The organism is Paenibacillus ehimensis NBRC 15659, from assembly GCF_004000785.1.
GTDB classification, from domain to species: Bacteria; Bacillota; Bacilli; order Paenibacillales; family NBRC-103111; genus Paenibacillus_G; species Paenibacillus_G ehimensis.
Genome location: NZ_BILX01000014.1, coordinates 1 through 17480 on the forward strand (window position 1 = coordinate 1; position 17480 = coordinate 17480).

At 56.7% G+C, this 17480-nt stretch carries 15 protein-coding genes; 1 reads left to right on the forward strand and 14 read right to left on the reverse strand.

Going from position 1 to position 17480, the window contains the following annotated elements:
- From pcrA to PEH01S_RS10585, 7 genes are all read right to left on the reverse strand, one after another.
- The coding region (gene pcrA / locus PEH01S_RS10555; RefSeq protein WP_174807122.1) for a DNA helicase PcrA at positions 1-2023 on the reverse strand (2023 nt) is incomplete at its 3' end.
- A 16-nt stretch (positions 2024-2039) separates the two neighbouring features.
- Positions 2040-2723 (reverse strand): heptaprenylglyceryl phosphate synthase, encoded by a 684-nt coding sequence (pcrB, locus tag PEH01S_RS10560; RefSeq protein WP_084159494.1) that lies wholly within the window; start codon positions 2721-2723, stop codon positions 2040-2042.
- A gap of 303 nt (positions 2724-3026) precedes the next feature.
- The gene (locus PEH01S_RS10565; protein WP_025847859.1) at positions 3027-3611 is read right to left on the reverse strand and encodes a hypothetical protein; all 585 of its coding nucleotides are present in this window, start codon (positions 3609-3611) and stop codon (positions 3027-3029) included.
- A gap of 100 nt (positions 3612-3711) precedes the next feature.
- Positions 3712-5637, reverse strand: coding sequence for an ABC transporter permease (locus tag PEH01S_RS10570; protein ID WP_127485308.1), 1926 nt, complete (start codon positions 5635-5637; stop codon positions 3712-3714).
- Positions 5612-6394, reverse strand: a complete 783-nt coding sequence (locus tag PEH01S_RS10575; RefSeq protein ID WP_025847856.1) for an ABC transporter ATP-binding protein — start codon at positions 6392-6394, stop codon at positions 5612-5614. The genes PEH01S_RS10570 and PEH01S_RS10575 overlap by 26 nt, the downstream gene beginning before the upstream one ends.
- Before the next feature lie 108 nt (positions 6395-6502).
- Positions 6503-7612 (reverse strand): sensor histidine kinase, encoded by a 1110-nt coding sequence (locus tag PEH01S_RS10580; protein ID WP_127485310.1) that lies wholly within the window; start codon positions 7610-7612, stop codon positions 6503-6505.
- Positions 7609-8313, reverse strand: a complete 705-nt coding sequence (locus PEH01S_RS10585) for a response regulator transcription factor (RefSeq protein ID WP_127485415.1) — start codon at positions 8311-8313, stop codon at positions 7609-7611. Before PEH01S_RS10585 ends, PEH01S_RS10580 begins: the two co-directional genes overlap by 4 nt.
- 176 nt (positions 8314-8489) lie before the next feature.
- Between PEH01S_RS10585 and PEH01S_RS10590 the strand changes: the two genes are divergently transcribed.
- On the forward strand, positions 8490-8861 hold the full coding sequence (locus PEH01S_RS10590) for a VOC family protein (RefSeq protein ID WP_025847851.1): 372 nt from the start codon (positions 8490-8492) through the stop codon (positions 8859-8861).
- A gap of 94 nt (positions 8862-8955) precedes the next feature.
- Here PEH01S_RS10590 and PEH01S_RS10595 read toward each other — a convergent pair whose 3' ends face one another.
- The 7 genes from PEH01S_RS10595 to PEH01S_RS10625 all read right to left on the reverse strand — a co-directional run bounded on the left by PEH01S_RS10595 (position 8956) and on the right by PEH01S_RS10625 (position 17433).
- Complete coding sequence (locus PEH01S_RS10595) at positions 8956-10008, reverse strand: spore coat protein (protein ID WP_127485312.1); 1053 nt, start codon at positions 10006-10008, stop codon at positions 8956-8958.
- Positions 10009-10034: 26 nt separating this feature from the next.
- Positions 10035-10259 carry a hypothetical protein gene (locus PEH01S_RS10600; protein ID WP_025847847.1) on the reverse strand — a complete coding sequence of 75 codons (225 nt, stop codon included), beginning with the start codon at positions 10257-10259 and terminating at the stop codon, positions 10035-10037.
- A 168-nt stretch (positions 10260-10427) separates the two neighbouring features.
- The gene (locus tag PEH01S_RS10605; protein ID WP_127485314.1) at positions 10428-11417 is read right to left on the reverse strand and encodes a DUF4340 domain-containing protein; all 990 of its coding nucleotides are present in this window, start codon (positions 11415-11417) and stop codon (positions 10428-10430) included.
- Positions 11414-12805, reverse strand: a complete 1392-nt coding sequence (locus tag PEH01S_RS10610; RefSeq protein WP_127485316.1) for a GldG family protein — start codon at positions 12803-12805, stop codon at positions 11414-11416. The genes PEH01S_RS10605 and PEH01S_RS10610 overlap by 4 nt, the downstream gene beginning before the upstream one ends.
- A gap of 61 nt (positions 12806-12866) precedes the next feature.
- On the reverse strand, positions 12867-13580 hold the full coding sequence (locus PEH01S_RS10615; RefSeq protein ID WP_025847842.1) for an ABC transporter permease subunit: 714 nt from the start codon (positions 13578-13580) through the stop codon (positions 12867-12869).
- The gene (locus tag PEH01S_RS10620; protein ID WP_127485318.1) at positions 13573-14649 is read right to left on the reverse strand and encodes an ABC transporter ATP-binding protein; all 1077 of its coding nucleotides are present in this window, start codon (positions 14647-14649) and stop codon (positions 13573-13575) included. Before PEH01S_RS10620 ends, PEH01S_RS10615 begins: the two co-directional genes overlap by 8 nt.
- A gap of 279 nt (positions 14650-14928) precedes the next feature.
- A complete protein-coding gene (locus tag PEH01S_RS10625) occupies positions 14929-17433 on the reverse strand; it encodes a U32 family peptidase (RefSeq protein ID WP_127485320.1) in 2505 nt (834 codons plus the stop codon).
- Positions 17434-17480 lie beyond the last annotated feature (47 nt).

A 17480-nucleotide genomic window follows, 5' to 3' on the forward strand; every position in this document is an offset into this window, starting at 1 on the left:
TGCCGAAGCGGCGTTCGCCGCCGGCCCACGCCGGGTTTGCCGCTCCGCCGCGGCCGAAGCCGCCGCCGGCGCGCACGGTTTCCAGGAGCTCCTGCGGCAGCTCCTGAAGGAACCGGGACGGCGCATTCGCCGTCGTCCGTCCGAACAGCGTGCGCATCCGGGCGCACGTGAGGAAAAGCTCCTCCTCGGCGCGGGTAATGCCGACATAGGCAAGGCGCCGCTCCTCCTCCAGCTCCTCGTTATCCATCAAAGCCCGGCTGTGCGGGAATACGCCTTCCTCCAGGCCCATGATGAAGACGACGGGGAACTCCAGTCCTTTCGCGCTGTGCATCGTCATGAGCACGACGCCTTGCTTGCCCGCTTCCGGGTCCTGATTCATCGAGTCGATATCGGCGATCAGCGCCAGATCGGTCAGGAAGGAGACGAGGGATTTGTCCTCGTTGCGCTTCTCGAAGTCCATCGTCACGGACAGGAACTCGTCGATGTTCTCCAGCCGCGCCTGCGACTCGATCGTGTTTTCCCGCTTCAGTTCTTCGCGGTAACCACTCATCTCTAGCATTTTCTCCGTCAGCTCGGTAACGGACAAATAATCGACCATCCGGTACAGGTTCTCGATCATGTCGCGGAAATCGGCCAGCGCGTTCCGGGCTTTGGCGCCGATCTCCATGCTGTCCACGTTCTCCAGCATCGCGAACATCGATACGCCGAATTGTCCGGCCGCCGCGGCAAGCCGCTCGACGGTCGTGTCCCCGATGCCCCGCTTCGGCACGTTGACGATCCGCGCAAAGCTGATATCGTCGTCCGGGTTCGAAATGAGCCGCAGATAGGCAAGAATATCCTTGATCTCTTTGCGGTCGTAGAACTTGATGCCGCCGACGATCTGGTAGGGAATGTCGGATTTGATCAAAATTTCCTCGATAACCCGGGACTGCGCGTTCGTGCGGTACAATATGGCGTGATCGCTGAACCGGCGGCCTTTGTCCACGTTTTTGCGGATCTCGCCGGTGATGAAATAGCCTTCTTCATGCTCGGAATCGGCTTGGTAAAGCCGGATTTTCTGCCCTTCGCCCTTGTCGGTCCACAGATTCTTGGGCTTGCGGCCGGTATTGTTAGCGATCACTTTGTTCGCGGCGTTCAAGATGTTTGAGGTCGAGCGGTAATTTTGCTCGAGCAGAATGGTGGTGGCGTTCGGGTAATCTTTTTCGAAATCGAGAATATTGCTGATGTCGGCCCCGCGCCAGCGGTAAATCGACTGGTCGCTGTCGCCGACGACGCAAATGCGCTTGTACTTGTCCGCCAGCATCCGGCACAGCATATACTGGGCGCGGTTCGTATCCTGGTATTCGTCGACGTGAAGGTATTGAAACTTGTTCTGATAAAAATCGAGCACCTCGGGCACTTGCTGGAACAGATCGATCGTGGTCATGATCAGATCGTCGAAATCAAGCGAGTTGTTAGCCTTCAGCTTGCGCTGGTAAGACGAGTACACTTTGGCGACGATGCCGTCGAAGTAATCGCCGATCTTGCGCTCGAATTTCTCCGGCGTCAGCAGCTCGTTCTTGGCGTTGCTGATCGCGGCCTGCACCGCTTTGGGCTCGAACTTTTTCGAGTCGATGTTCAGTTCTTTCATGCAATTTTTGATCACGGAGAGCTGGTCGCCCGAATCGAGAATCGTAAAATTCGATGTAAAGCCGATCCTTGAGATATCCCGGCGCAAAATACGCACGCACATCGAGTGGAAGGTGGACACCCAAATGTCTTCTCCCTGCGGGCCGACAAGGGCGCTGACGCGCTCCTGCATCTCCCTCGCCGCTTTGTTCGTGAACGTAATGGCAAGAATGCTCCATGGCGCCGCTTTGCGCGTCGCAATCAAATAAGCGATCCGGTGCGTCAGCACGCGGGTTTTACCGCTGCCTGCCCCGGCCATGATCAGCAGCGGCCCGTCCGTCGTTTCGACGGCGCGTCTTTGCTGCGGGTTGAGCTTTTGAATCGCTTTGTGTATATCGATAGGTTCGTTGATCATTATTCTTATTTCCTTTCTAACGCATTTCCATTACCGCCGGGACCGTAGCGAGCGCCCGCTCGAGATCATCGTACACCGCATTGCCTACGACGACGGTATGCGCCGCTTTGGCCGCCTCGCGCGCCTTCTCCGGGCTGTCGATGCCTCCGCCGTAAAACAGCCGCGCTTGGGAAAGCAGCCGCTTCACCCGGCCGACCAGCTCCATATCGCCGAACACGCCGCTGTATTCCAAATAAACGATCGGACAGCGGAACAAACGGTCGGCTAGGCGGGCATAGGCTTCCACGTCTTTCGCATCGAGCCGTACGTCGGCTTCGGTCAGCTTGGCCGCCGTGGAATCGCCGTTCAATATAATGTAGCCTTCGGGAACGAGCTGGTCCCAATCCAGAATCGCGCCGTATTCCTTCAGCGCCTGCTGATGACGCCCGACGATCCACTGCGGGTCCCCGGCGTTCAGCACCATTGGGATCATAAATAAGTCAAACCCCGGTACGATCGCCTCCCTGTCCGACACTTCCAAGACACACGGCACTTCATACCGGCGGATGCGCGCCAGCAGGTCGACGGTGTTGTCAAAGGTGACGCCGGACGAGCCTCCGACCATTACCGCATCGGTGCCGGAGAGGCAGATGCGCTCAAGCGCTTCGTCGCCGATCTCCCGGTCCGGGTCAAGTTTAAACACATGCTTCCATTCTTCCATACGCAAATGCAAAGAAAATGCCTCCTGTCCGTTAAACGCGGCAAGCCCGCGGCCCCCGGAAAAGGAACGCACGGAGCTGGTTCATCCTGTCTCAAGTCAAGTCTATGCGAGCCCGAGCCCGCTGTCAATGAAGCCGGCGGGGACGGCTCTTCTTCCTATTATACCATAAAACAAGCAAGGAATAGGAATGCTTGTTCGTCTGCACCCGCGGCTCGGTCAGACTTTTTTTATGGCGCAGCATACAAAAAAACAGACCGGCGCGAAAGAAGCGTCGGTCTGCTCCAGATAAGCTATTCTGGCGGTTCAAGAGCGGGTCTTGAATTCGCTGACGATCAAGCGGTCGCCTTGCACGCTGTAGGCGGACTCGTGCTGCATCACGGTTTCGGTGTAATCCTGCTTCGTCCTGCCGGTCAGGCTCAGCTTGTACTGCCCCTCAGCCGGCTGCGATTTGCGCAGCTCGTACTGCCCCCATTCGCTGCGCAGCCCCAGCATCGCTTTGGTGCTGTTCGCCTGGTATGTTCCGATCCGGGTATCCCGGCGGTAAAAGTAATCGATCATCCGCTGCGCCATGTCAGGCGTATATACTTTTTCGAGCTGCGTCCGCATCTCGCGCATGGCGTATTCGTCCATCTCCCCGGTTACCGGCGAAGACAGCACTTTATGCGTCCAGTCGTCCACTTGCTTAATCCAAGCGATGATCTCTTGATCGGACTTGGTCATGATTTCTTTTCCCATGGGCGGCTGTTCGATTTGGCTGAATGTCTGCAGCAGCCTCTCGCGGCCTACCGTTTTTTGCAGCGTCTTCATATCGGAAGCGTCGCGATCGGGCTCCCTTGTACAGCCGCACAAAAGCGCCGCGGCCAGAAGCAGTGTGACGATGATTTTCACCCGGATGATGCCCCTTCCGTGTTGGCTTTTTTTTCGTATTATGGTTCAAAAACGAAAAAATATACCAAGCTTGCGGAGAAGGCGCAGGTTATGGCGGTGCTTACAAGCTCTTCATCTGGCCCATATAAGCGCGGCGGGTGAGCAGGAAGTAACCGAATTGCAAAACGGCAAAAATGGAAATGACCAGCGTTCCGTAGGACCATACGTTGATGGACAGCAAATTCGCCAGCGTCTTGTAAGCGAAAGCCGCGTGAGCCGCGCCTACGACAACCGGAAGCAGGAACAGCAGACCGATCTGCACATTAATGATCCGCCGGATTTCCGGCACGGACATTCCGATCCGCATGAGCGCGCGATATTGATGGTCGTCTTCCTGCAGCTCGGTGAACAGCTTGAAATACAGCATGCTCGCCGAGGCGACAAAAAATAGAAAGCTGACGAACAAACCGATAAGCAGTGTTAATGACGAGCTTTGTTTGCTCGAGGCGTAGACGGAGGTGCGGGTAAACAACTGTTTTCTCTGCTCCTCGGGAACGGACTTTTTCACCTTCGCCACGGTGTCGAGATGGTCCTGCCAGCGGTCCAGCTCAAAGCCGTAATAGACGATCTTCCTGTCGTCGGGCACCTTGCCCATCATCGAGGCATATTCTCCATCATTGACCACGAGCAGCCCGATCGCTTCGTCCAGCAGGTTGATCACGCCTCCTGTCACCTGCCCGTCCATCTCGAGCGGCCACGTTTGCCCGTTTAACTGAACGGTCCGCTGCGAACCCTTTTCCATCAGCACGACGTCGCCCATCCTGTAAGGATAGCTGAAGACGGCGTGCCCCGGCCGGATCTGAAGCGGAGCCGCATATTCGATTCCTTCCGCCGCCCGATTGTAATCGGCCTCCGATATCAGCAACGCCGTCGTATCCGATACCCGGGAGCCGTGCAGCTTAAGCGGGACCTGCACGCCCGTGATTTTCACTTCTTTCTTCAAGCTCGCCCCCTCGGCGGCCAATGCAGCCTTGATCTTGTCCGGGTCGATCCCTTTAGAGGCACCAAGCCCTTGCTCGGTAAAGCTTATCGTATTCGGAAACTGTTCTACGAGCTGGTTGTCTGCGTTTTTATAGTAAACGTAAATCGTACCTGATGCCGTCAAAATGACCGCGCTCAAAACGGAAACGACGAACAGCGTGCGCGCGTTGTCTTTTATTTTGAACGCAAGCTGCGAGATGGCAATCAGATTCGTCCGATTGTAGTACAAGCCCGTCATGCTCTGCAATCTGCGGATAATGGCCACGCTCGCCTGCGTGAACAGAAAATACGTACCGAGAACGGTTAAAAAAATGATCGGCAGCATGAGCACCATGATGAGCTTCGAAGTGGTGAAAGCTAAGTAATATCCGCTTCCAAGGCAGAATACCGCCAAGGCAGTCAGCCACGGAGAAGCAACGGGAGGCTTCTTCGGCTGCTTGGCCGCTCGTAGTAGCGCGATGATCTGGCTGCGGCCGACGCTGAGCATCGCAAACAGGGTCATCGCGAGAAACAAGGCCAGAAATCCGACGACCGTCTGAAGCAGCGCCTGCGGCGGAACGGCGAAACGGATCGGACTATCTGTCTGGAGCAAACGCCCAATAGCCAAAAAGAACAGCTTCGAGAACAGCATGCCGGCGCCGATCCCGACACCGATCGACAGCAGGCCGATCATCATCTGCTCGTAGAACATCAGCCGGCAAATCTGCGACCGGGTCATTCCGAACAAGGTGAGCAGTCCGAATTCTTTTTTGCGCGTTTTGAGAAAAGCAAAGCTGGCGTACAGTACGAAAAAAAACGAGAACACAACGATCAGAACCTGGCAGGCGGCGAGCCCTTGCTTCACCAGACTTGCCGCTATAATGTGACCGTTTACGACATCGGGATGGTAGATGAACGAACCGAACATATAGAAGACCATAACGGAAAAAGCGCTGCTTAGGAAAAATGCGACGTACCGGTGCCAATTGCCTTGAATATTTTTAAGGGCGAGCTGTCGGAAGTTCATCGAAGTTCCCTCCCAGCACGCTTAAGCTGTCCAAAATTTGTTGAAAAAAGGCCTGGCGGTTCGCGCCGCGGCGAATTTCCGAAAACAGCTTGCCGTCCTTGATGAACACGACCCGCTTGCAGTAGCTGGCGGCGAACGGATCGTGCGTCACCATCAGTATGGTCACTTCCCGCTCCTCGTTAAGGCTTCGCAGCGACTCCATTACGTCTTTCGCCGCCTTCGAATCCAGATTGCCTGTCAGTTCGTCGGCCAACAGCATCGACGGACGGTGAATGATGGCGCGTGCAATGGCCGTTCGCTGCTGCTGCCCCCCGGATACCTCGTACGTCCGTTTGGATAAAATCGGGGTGATGCCGAGAACCTCGGCGATTTCCTCCACACGCCGCTCAATCTCGGAAGGCTTCGTCCCTTCCAGCACGAGCGGCAAAATGATGTTTTCTTTGATCGAGAGCGTCTCCAGCAGGTTGAAATCTTGAAATACGAAGCCGAGCTCGCGGCGGCGGAATAAAGCAAGCTGCTTGTTGTTCAGCCTCGCCGGGTCGGTGCCGTTGATTTCAATATGCCCCGAGGTCGGTTTGTCGATGGTGGCGAGCAGATTGAGCAGCGTCGTCTTGCCGCTGCCCGACGGTCCCATAATGCCGGTAAATTCTCCACGTTCGATTTCCAGCGAGATATGTTCAAGCGCTTTATAGACGACTCCTTTGCCGGCGCTGCCGTATATTTTGGACAAGGCGTCCGTCTTCAGTACAGTAGTCACGATGCGGGTCCTCCTTTGATCATTTCACTCTGCCTGTAGTATACGAAGGTTCCGCCGGCCAAGCCATCGATTCACCTTACATGACAATCCCGTTTTCTTACAACACTGTCACTTAAGGGGCAGCAGCCCCTCGTGCAGCGCTCCGCTGCGCGGAAAATGAAGGCGGACGGTCGTTCCTTCCCCAAGCTTCGATTCGATCTCGAGCCGGTGTCCCAGCCTACGGCACGCCTCCTTGGCGACAAACAGCCCCATACCGGTCGATTCGGCGACGAGTCTACCGTTCTCGCCGGTAAAAAAGGGATCGAATACCCGCGGGAGATCCTGCTCGGCAATGCCGATCCCTTCGTCCTGAAATACGGCATGGCACCCGCTGCCGTCCTTCGTGACCGTGATGATCAGCGATTTGCTGCCGTCGTGCTTGCTTTTGGAATATTTAATCGCATTCGAGACGATTTGATGCAAAATGATGCCGAGCCACTTATCATCGGTATCGATGTAGCAGGCTTCGTGGCTGGCAATCAGCTTCGGATAAATCCGGTAGCGGATGCAAGCCTTCTTATGCTCGTTAATGACCTGACGGACCGCTTGCAGCAGATCGACCTTCTGCGTGCGAAGATCCGCTTCGAACTTCTCAAGCCGTGCCGTGTGCAGCATCATGTCGAGTCCTTGACGCAGCTTGTCGTTTTCCTCCTGGATGCTCTCGAGCACAGCCCCAACCGGTCGCCGGGACGCTTCGTTCGCTGCGCCGTGCGGCTGCTCGGTCAGCAGTCCGATGACGGAAACCGGCGTTTTCATTTGATGCACCCACAGCCGAACGAACGTTTGGTGCTGATCTTGGGCAATCCGGTGCTTCTCGAGCCGGTCGGTATAAGCGCCGTATAATTCCAACAGCAGCTCTACGGCAATCCGCTGCTCCCGGGTGATCCCCGCGGGCAGGCTTATGACGCCCTCCATCGCCTCGGGCTTGCCGCCGTTCAGCCCGCTTTGTTGTAGCATTTGAAGGCCTTGGAAATACCCGCGCTGCCTCATATAGTCCAAGACCAGGAACGAAGCGAGTCCTGCCGTCGATAATAAAGCCATGTAAGCGATATTGCTTCCGTCGAGCGATACGTTTTTACCCAGCAGGTCCAGCTGCACAACCGCTGCGATCAAGATCACATTGAACCCATAAATGACGATAAATCCGATGCGGTCCGTCAAAAAGTCGCGAAAGCTCATCCTTCGCCCTCCCAGGAAGACTGCAGCCGGTAGCCTTGGCCGCGGACCGTTTCGATGGCGCGCGTGATGCCGAGCTCCTCCAATTTTTTACGCACTCTCGTGACATTCACCGTCAGCGTGTTGTCGTCGACGAAATCGATGTCGTCCCAAAGGGCTTCAAGCAGCCGTTCGCGGGAAACGACTTCTCCCGCCTGCTTCAGCAGGAGATCCAGCAGCAGCAGCTCGTTGCGGCTGAGATCCACTTTGCGTCCCTGCCATTCGGCCGAGTTTCGGGTCCGGTCGACGAACAGGCCGTTCAGCTCCGTCAGCTCGCGACCGGACTGCACCTGCGCGTATTCCCCGTAAGCGCGGCGCAAAGCGCTTTTGATCTTCGCCATGACGACTTCCGAATGAAACGGCTTCGTGATGTAATCGTCACCGCCATTTTCGATGGCCATGATCTGGTCCATTTCCCCGACCCGCGCGGACATGAACAAAATCGGCACGCTGGAGACGGTACGAATCTGACGGCACCAGTAGAAGCCGTCGTAACTAGGCAAATTGATATCCAGAAGCACAAGCTCGGGCTTATGCTGAAGAAATGCATCCTTGATATGTTTATAGTCAGTCGTCCGAACCGCCTCGTACCCGTACTTTTCCAAGTATTCCTGAAGGATACCGGCAATCTTTTCGTCATCCTCCACGATCAGAATACGATACATCATCCATGCCCCTCTCCATGTCGCTACGAAAATATTATACCCTTTTTTGGCAAGGCTCGGTTAGTGGGGGATGCGGCTCTATTTACATGAAAATCAAAATCGCATATGATAAATTTGTACCATTTGATGAAATTAATTTTCATTTAGTGAAATTATAATGGTGGGGGGTATCAATCATGGAAGCTCACGACTATGCAGGAATCGACCATGTTCAATTGGCCGCGCCGGCGGGGTGTGAAGAAAAAGCGCGGGCTTTTTACGGAGAACTGCTGGGAATGCGGGAAATTCCGAAGCCCGAACCGCTCCGGGCGCGCGGCGGCGTATGGTTCGCCTGCGGCACCCATGAGGTGCACATCGGAGTACAGACCGACTTTGCTCCGTCGAAAGCGCATCCGGCTTTTCAGGTCAAGGATATTGCCAAGCTTAAGCAAGCGTTATCGGAAAAGGGAGTCGTCATGCAGGAGGACGTGCCGCTGGAAGGCATGCACCGCTTTCACTGCCTGGACCCGTTCGGCAACCGGCTTGAGTTCGTCCAGCGGCTGACATAGCTGCGGCCGGGCCGCCGTTACCGGGAATAGAACCATGCGCAGAAAAAAGCCCGGCAGAACCTGGAAGGTGCGGCCGGGCCGGGTCGAAGCTCGCTTACATCATATATTTGCTCCCATGGGCCGTGCCCTGTTGGGAATGCGGCTGCGTTTTATTGCGGTACGAGCCGGATCCGGAAGCTTGACCCGACGTTGACGCTTCGGCTCCCGAGGAGGCGCTGCCGAAGCTTGAGCTGCCGCCGCGGACGGAAGACGACGGGGCATGGCTTGTGTCTTCCGAGGAAGTGGTCCCCGTGTAGGTCTCCTGCCCGCTGCTGTATTTGTTATTATTAAAATCTTGGACCGACCGTGCCGAGAAATAGTCCTGGTTGTCCGTCCCGCTGGCGGAGGATTTTACACCATATTCGTTGTTGTGCGTTCCGGCGGAGGAGGAAAGCGCGCCCCCGAAGCTCGAACCGACGACTTGGCTGAGTCCCGGATTATAGGCGCTGGTTCCGATCGCTTGGCCGATTCCCGTGCCGGATAGACTCGATCCGCCCGCTGAGCCGACACCTGAACCGTACGAGCCCGAACCGCTCGTTGTCGGACTAAAGCCGGAGCCGGACGGCTGGCTGTAAGTGCCGCTTGGAAATGCCGAGAAGCCGCTGCTGCCATAAGGCGATGCGGTCGAGGAAGTCGTAGTCGCATTGCCGGACGGATAGCCCGTCTGATACACCGGCGCTTGATAGACCGGCTGGGCTTGCGGGTAAGCCTGCGGATGCGGATGCGCGCTTTGCGCGTACAGGCCGGCGCCGACATAGGCAGCCTGCACCGCTTGTTGAACGACCGAATGGAGCTGCTCGGTCTTGCGAAGCTGCTGCTGGAGCTCCTGCTGCACTTCTTGCTGGGAAGCCATGCTTATGGAGCCGTAGCCACCCGATTGAGACAAGACGTTGTACAGCTCGGCCTGATCCTGCAGCGTCTTCTGCGTCAACGACACAAAGGTCTGGCGAATGGCCGGATGCGTCGCTTCCAATGCGGCGGTCGTATATTCGCGGGCCGTGCGTTTAAGCTCGGACAAGACGAGGTTGGCGACATCCTGTTCGTTCAAATGAAAATGAACCGGCTGGGTCTGCGTTGGTTGGAGATTGGAGAAGTTTTGCTGATACATGTTTACCGCACCTCCTTATGTATGCCCTAGTGGGTTGTTTGCGTTTGCTGCTGCAGCGTACGGAGCAGTTGGTCCGTATTTTGCAGACGATCCTGCGCGATTTGCGCCAGCTTCTGCTTCAGCTGCGGATTCTGGCTTTCGGCTACGCCTTGAGCTGCGATTTTGGCGAGCAGCTCCTCGTTTTTGAGGCTGTCCGTAATATAGGCGAGCTCCTTCGTGCTGACCGTTCCTTGCTGTTGACCTGAAATCATCACAAATCCTCCTTCCTTGTTGGCATTAGATTTCCCGATCGGTGGGAAAATATGTATGGTGCTCCGATTTATTTTCAGGCATGACGAATCAGGCTACTGTACCTCCTGCAAAATGAAAAAAAAGGACGCCATGCTGGGACCGATGAGTCCCGACAGACGTCCTTTTGCTTATTTCTGTTCCTTCGGCGCTTCTTGCTTCGGCGCCTCTCCTTGGGGAGTCTCCGGCTTGACCGGCTCCTTCTTGCTCAAGTCGGCCACCTCCTGAATGCTCGCAGACGGAACGGCGAACGCCCATTCACCGCCCTGCTTTGCGATCCAGACGTTATCACCCTCGACGGCGCCGACGTAAACGTTGGATATTTCCTTGCCCCCGGCGGACGCATCGGCTTCCTTAATTTCCATGCGCAGCTCCGGCTTCTCCAGCCCCTTGATCTCAGTGGCCTTCTTGGCCGGCTGATCCGATGTCAGGAATGCCGGTTTATCCAAAAACTGGCTGGCATCGGCGCCCTTAAACTCCTTGTCGCCGAGCTTCCAGACCGCCTCGTACGATTTCTTGTCCGGCTCCGTCTTGGTGATCGTCCAAGCCTGGCCTTTCCAATCGACCGTCAGCGAGCGGACCTGCTCGTAGTTCAGCTTGACCGGACTCTTTTCCATAAAATCGGTCTGGTTCTTCGCCAGCGCATTCACCGTAGATTCGCTAAGCTGGAACACTTCCGGCGAAGAATTGAACTTCGCATAATAAAATCCTTGGACAGCCGTCTTGTCGCCTACGGACAGCGTACTCGCCGTGCCGCCGGCAAGGTTCACCGTAAACTCCTGCTTCGGCTTGTCGAGGCCGAATTGGGCCAGATCGGACGGATTGGCGTCCACGGTTTTCTCCTTTTTGGCTCCATTGAACGATTCGACCCAAGCTGCGGGCGCGTAGTCGTTCAGCGGAAGCGGCGAAGGCTTCGTCATTGCCCATTTGCCGTCCTTTTGCTGCATTTCGATGACGGTATCGCCGTTTTTAATGGTGTAGCTCGCTACATCTTCCTTTTTCACCGTGACCAGCGCCGGCGCTTCCGGCTTCTTCTCTTTGAAGAAGTCCTGACTCGATGCGTACCAGAAGCCTCCGATGCAGACAAGAACCAGAACGAGCGTCGGGATTAACCGCTTCATCCTTTTCTCCTCCTCCACCAAATCACGCCGCCCGCGATCAGGAAGAGGAATGGGAAAACCAGCACCGTACCGTAGAAAATCATATTCCCCTGCCCTGCGGTCAGCACCGCCGTCTGAATGGCGTCACCTTCGCGCGGACGAATCGTTACTTGATTTTGCTGCTCCTGCAGCCAACCGACCGTATTCAGCGCAAAATCGCGGTTGCCCTGCTGCGCAATCACCCGGTCGTCGAACAACGTCGATCCGCCGAGCACGACAGCCTTCGGCTTCTTGTCCTTGTCTTCCACGACGTAGCCGAGGTTCAGCGGGCCCTTCACATCGTTCGCGTCCTTGGTGCTGCGGCTGCTGTTGGCGAGCGTCTTCAGGTCGGTCTCGCCGTAGGCTTGAGCGGTCGTCTTAAGAATCGACGTTACCGGGAAATCCGCCACAGGCTGATCCGCATTCAACGAGACGGCCAAGGTCATCATCGTCAGCAGATTGTACTGCTGCAGCTTGCTTGTGATGGTATGGCTGCCGTATTCCGGAACGATCGTGAGCGGATCGTACAGGATGCTCTGCTTCGGCTCGATCGCCACGGCGTGCTGGTCTTTAATGCCGTAAGCTGCCATAATGGCGTCGATATTTTTCCAATTTGCAGCCATATCTTTGTTGAAGCCGAGGGCCAGATACAGCTTGCCTTTGCCGTTCAAATAGGTCTTGATCAACTCGGCTTCCTTGTCGCTAAGATCGTTTTCCGGGCCGATGATGAACAGCATGCTGGCGTCATCCGGAATTTTGCCCTCGCGCAGCAGGTTGAGTTCCTTCACCTCGTAGTTCTCGCCTTCGAGGCCGCTCCGCCACAGGCTCATCCGGCTGAGCGGAATTTCGTTATGCCCGGAGAGGAAATAGACTTTGCTCTTTTCCTTGCTGTTCAGATTGACCAGCGCCTGCGTCAGCTTCTCCTCGCCGCTGAACTTGTACTGCCCCTGCTGCTGGCCTGGCAGAAACATATCGTAATAATAGATCGTTTTTTTCTGCGTGCCGCTCTCTACCACGAGTGTCCCCGACGGATCCACCTCGTACTGCTTGGCGATCGCCGGCTGCTTGATCATATCGTATTCGTCGAACGTAATTTTACCGTTTCGTTTCTTATACTCCTGTACCAGATCGACGACTTGGCGCTTGATGTACGGATCGGTTTGATCGCTTGTCAGCGATACGATGCGCACGTCTTTATCGAGTGCCTGAAGCGTCTGGGTCGTTTGATCGGACAGCGTAAATTTTTTATTTTGCGTAAGGTCGACCTGAAGGCCCTTGACCGAATTCAGAAAAATGGTCAGCACGATGAAAATGCCAATGACCGCCAGCGACAGCACGGTCGCATTCGTGCCGCGAATCCACTTGTTCACTTTGCCTTTCCCCCTTCTGCTTGGACTTCTTCCGCGGGTACGCGGAATCTCGGACTAGCGCTTATCTCCACCGTTTTCTTTCGAGCACTTGAATGCTGAGCACGACGAACACCGCAATGAACGTCACATAGAAAAGGACGTCGGCAAAATCAAGCACGCCTTTCTGGAAATCCACAGCCCGGCCGACAATCGAGAAGGTGCCGAGGTAGTCCTTGACTTTGCCGCCGATGGTATCGCCCAGCCATTCGATCGTCCAGAACACGAACAAAAGCGCAAAGCACGCGATCCCCGAAACCATCTGGTGCGCGGACAGCGAAGAAGCGAAAAGGCCGACGGACATCATCGCCGCTCCAAGCAGGAACATGGCGAGATAAGACATCCACAGCACAGGCTGGTCCAAAGTGCCGTAAGCGCTCAGGATCAGCGGATAGATCAGGCTGCCGACGACCAGCAGCAGCTGGACGACGAGCGCAGCCAAATATTTGCCTATCACGATCTCCGAGATGCTTGCAGGCGACGTTAACAGCAGCTCGTCCGTGCCCATCCGCAGCTCGTCGGATACAAGACGCATCGTAAGCAGCGGGATGATGAACAGGAAAATGAACGTAATCGTGCCGAAAATCGGCCGAACGTCGACAACATAAGGCGGGTACAGAAAATTCGCGCTGAAGAAGTACCCGGCAATGACGAAAAAGAACGCAAACGCCGCATAAGCGATCGGCGAGTAAAAATACATCTGCAGCTCTTTTTTGGCTAAAGCCAGCGTTCTACGCATGAGGAACAGCCTCCTCTGCTTCCGGTGTTGGGTCGTCATCCGCGGCCGTCGAATCCAGCGACTCGTTCGTCGTCAGCTTCAGGAAGATGTCCTCCAGGCTGAGGCTTTCCTTCTTCATCGACACAATCGGATAGCGCTTATCGGCCATCCGGTAAAACAACGTTTCACGGATGTCCGTCTTGTCCGCCGAGGCGACAATGACCTTGACCGTTTCGCTTTCGGCAGAGACGGCCGTGGACGGCGCCGCAGCTTCGGCGTCGGATGGCCCCGCCGCAAGAGCGGGCGCTGCCGACGGTTCGCCCGCAAGCTCCCGCACGCTGCCGACGCCGGGGATGCCCCGCAGCTCCGCCAGCACCGCTTCGCGCGGGCCCTTAATTTCAAGCGAGACCTCGAACGTCTCGCCCATCGTATTCGCAAGCTGGTCCGGCTGGCCGTCCAGCACGATGCTGCCTTGGTTGATGATCAGCACCCGGTTGCACAACGTGTTGATCTCCGGCAAAATATGCGTGCTCAGCAGCACGGTATGGTTCTCGCCCAGCTCGCGAATAAGCTGGCGAATCTCGATAATCTGCTTCGGGTCGAGGCCGGACGTCGGCTCGTCAAGCACAAGCAGGTCCGGGTTATGCAGGATCGCCTGGGCGAGACCGATCCGCTGCTTATAACCCTTGGACAGGCTGCGGATAATTTGCCGTTCGCGCCCCTCCAGACCGAGCCGCTCGATCACCCCGCCGATGCGCTGCTTCTGCTCCCTGACCGGAATGCCGCGCAGATCGGCAATAAACTGCAAGTACGCTCTAACGCTCATTTCGGGGTACAAGGGCGGCGTCTCGGGCAAATACCCGATCTTCTGCCGCGCCTTCTTCGGATGGTCCGCCATGGACAATCCGTCAATCGTGATCGTGCCGTGCGTCGGGTTCAAGTAGCCCGTGATCATCCGCATCGTCGTCGTTTTCCCGGCGCCGTTCGGTCCGAGGAAACCGACGATTTCTCCGCGGCTCATCGAGAAGTCGATGTGCCGGACCCCTCTTTGGTTCTCGTATAATTTACTGACCTGTTTCACCTCAAGCACGTCATACCCTCCCATCTGACAACTGGTTTCTTTACTTACAACCATTTCCATATTACATTCCGCTTAACCTGCTTACAGACCAACAACAATATACAAACGAAACAATAATAAGAGCTTAACCGAAGCTGAAAATTGGATTAAAAATTTGTGTCTAAATTGTGAACAAGATCTCCCGTGATCAGTGAAATCCAAACAAAAAAGCCGCGCCGCCATCCCGGAACGACTGCACGCCGAGATGGCAACGAGGCTTACTTGCCATGCCATATCCCTATGAAAAGCTTACTTCACGAGCTGACCGCGGGTGACGCCAAGCTGATTGGTCGCTTTCAGCGTCTTCCATACCTGCGTGCCGCCGATCTCCCCGCGCAAAGCGCGGTCATAGAGGCCAAGCACCTCGCGCACCTTCTCCGCCGTCTCCTCCAGAAACTCGACGCGGTACGAAGATACGCCAAGCTCCATAAAGTTGGCGAGATACTCCGCCCCCGATTGATCGATGGCGTTGTACACCGTGTTGCGGCAGCCTTCGTCGACTCGCACCGGATGCGAGAAGCCGACCCGGTCGCGCAGCGACGCCCGCTGCTCCTCGCACGGACGGCCGCAGTTCGTATAGTCCGTACCCGGACTCAGGAACGTGCAGTAAACGCAGTGCTCGGTATGGAACATCGGCAGATGCTGATGGATGACGATCTCCAGCTTCGACGTATCGGTCCGGCGCAGCAGATCGATCATTTGTTGAATGTTCAGGTCGTAGGACGGCGTCACGCGCTGAAGGCCCGCTTCCAGGAACAGCGCCGCCGCCTTGTGGTTGGCGATATTGAGCGAGAAATCGCCGATCAGCTCGGGGCGCGCTTCAGCCGGATGCTCCGCGAAGTACCGCATGAACCAGTAAACGGCGCCCGTATTGCGGACAAGCACGGCATCGGGGCCAAGGTTCAAAATGTTTTTGAAATAACCCGTTTCGCCGGGCATATGAATACGCGGCGTCGCCAGCGCGATGCGCTTCCCTGCGGCGTGGGCGGCTTCCACGGCGGCCGGAAACTGCTTGATGAACTCGAAATCGGCATAGACGAGGTCGACGTTCAGCTTACAGGCCTCCTGCACCTGCTCAAGGCTCCGGCACAACGCGGTCAGAGACGGCCGCGCCTTCGAAGCTGGTGCGGGCGCCGCTGGTGCGTCGCCGTAAACGTCCGCGTGCCGCTTGATGTAAGCGCGCGGACGCTCCCGCTCCGCGAGCAGCAGCTCCGCCGCCTGACGGCGCATCTGATTCAGCTCGCGCATCGGCACGATCAAGTCGCCGCTCAAATGCACGTCGACAGCCTCGAGCGCAAAAATCGTTCCGCCGAGCCGCCCGAACTGCTCCTCGAACAGCGCCGCATCCATCGGCCGCTTCTGCGCAGGCACCAGCGGCAGCTCCGATTCGACCGTCACGGTATGGCCGGCCGTCACGTCGGTCCAAACGCTCTTCAGCGGTTGACCGGCCGCGCCCGTTACCTTAACTCTCACCGGAAAGACGCGGTACGGCTTGTCCGTCTCGAATGTTTGGCGCAGCCGCTTGTCCAGGTGCGGATCGTTCGTTTTCCAGATCCGGTCGCCGACATGCACCCGGCTCAAATCGACGTCGCTGCGCCCGGGCACGATCTCGATCAGCCCGCCCGGCGCTTCGCCTTCCAGCTTCACGCCTTTGCGGCGCAGATCGTAGACGCGGCCCCCTTCTTCCTTCTTCGTCGGGTCGCCCGCGTCGAAGCAAATGCCGTCGCCGCGCTTCAGCGGCGCCTCAAGCTCGCACAGCACGCCGTCGCGCAGCACCTGCTTCACGCGTCCTACATACACGCCTCGGCTCTTGGGATACGTGCCCTCCACCAGCTGCTTGTTGTTCGTCCCCTTCAGAAACCCGTGCGTAAACCCGCGCGAGAAGCTCTGCTCCAGCTCCCGCAGCTCTTCCTTCGTCGGCTTCGGATTATCGCCGTCAAAATAACGGTCGATCGCCCGCCGGTACTTCGCCACGACGTTCGCCACGTACTCCGGGCTCTTCAGCCGGCCCTCGATCTTGAAGGAGGTGACGCCCGCTTCGATCAGCTCCGGGACAAGCTCCAGCGCCGCCAAATCTTTGGGCGACAGCAGATAGGCCACGTCGCCCATCGGCTTCTGCTCCCCGTCGACCATCAGATCGTACGGCAGCCGGCACGCCTGCGCGCACTCGCCGCGGTTCGCCGAACGGCCGCCCCACATCTCCGAGGTCAGGCACTGCCCCGAATACGAGACGCACAGCGCCCCGTGCACGAACACCTCCATCGGCAGCTTCGCCTGATCGCCGATCTGCTTGATTTGCTTCAGATTGTTCTCCCGTCCGAGCACGACCCGCTCGATATCGAACGGCTTCGTAAACTCGACGGCTTCCGGCGACGTAATCGTCATCTGCGTGGAGCCGTGAATCGGAAAATCCGGCGAAAGCTCGCGGATCATTTTTACCAAGCCCAGATCCTGTACGATCACCGCGTCGACGCCCGCATCGATACAGGCCTCGATCAAGGATTTCGCATCCTCCAGCTCTTCTTCGAATACTAAAATATTAAACGTCAAAAAGCCCTTCACCCCATAACGGTGCAGGAACGACATAATATCCGGCAGCTCGTCCGTATGAAAATTGTTGGCCCGGGCCCGCGCATTGAATTTTTCGACCCCGAAAAAAACCGCGTCCGCCCCGTTCGCCACGGCAGCCCGCAAGCAATCCCAGTCTCCCGCAGGCGCCAACAGCTCGATATCTGATTTGCGAAGTTCACGCATAGTTGAATTCATTCCTCCGAAAAAAACGCTTTTCCTCCTAGTGTACC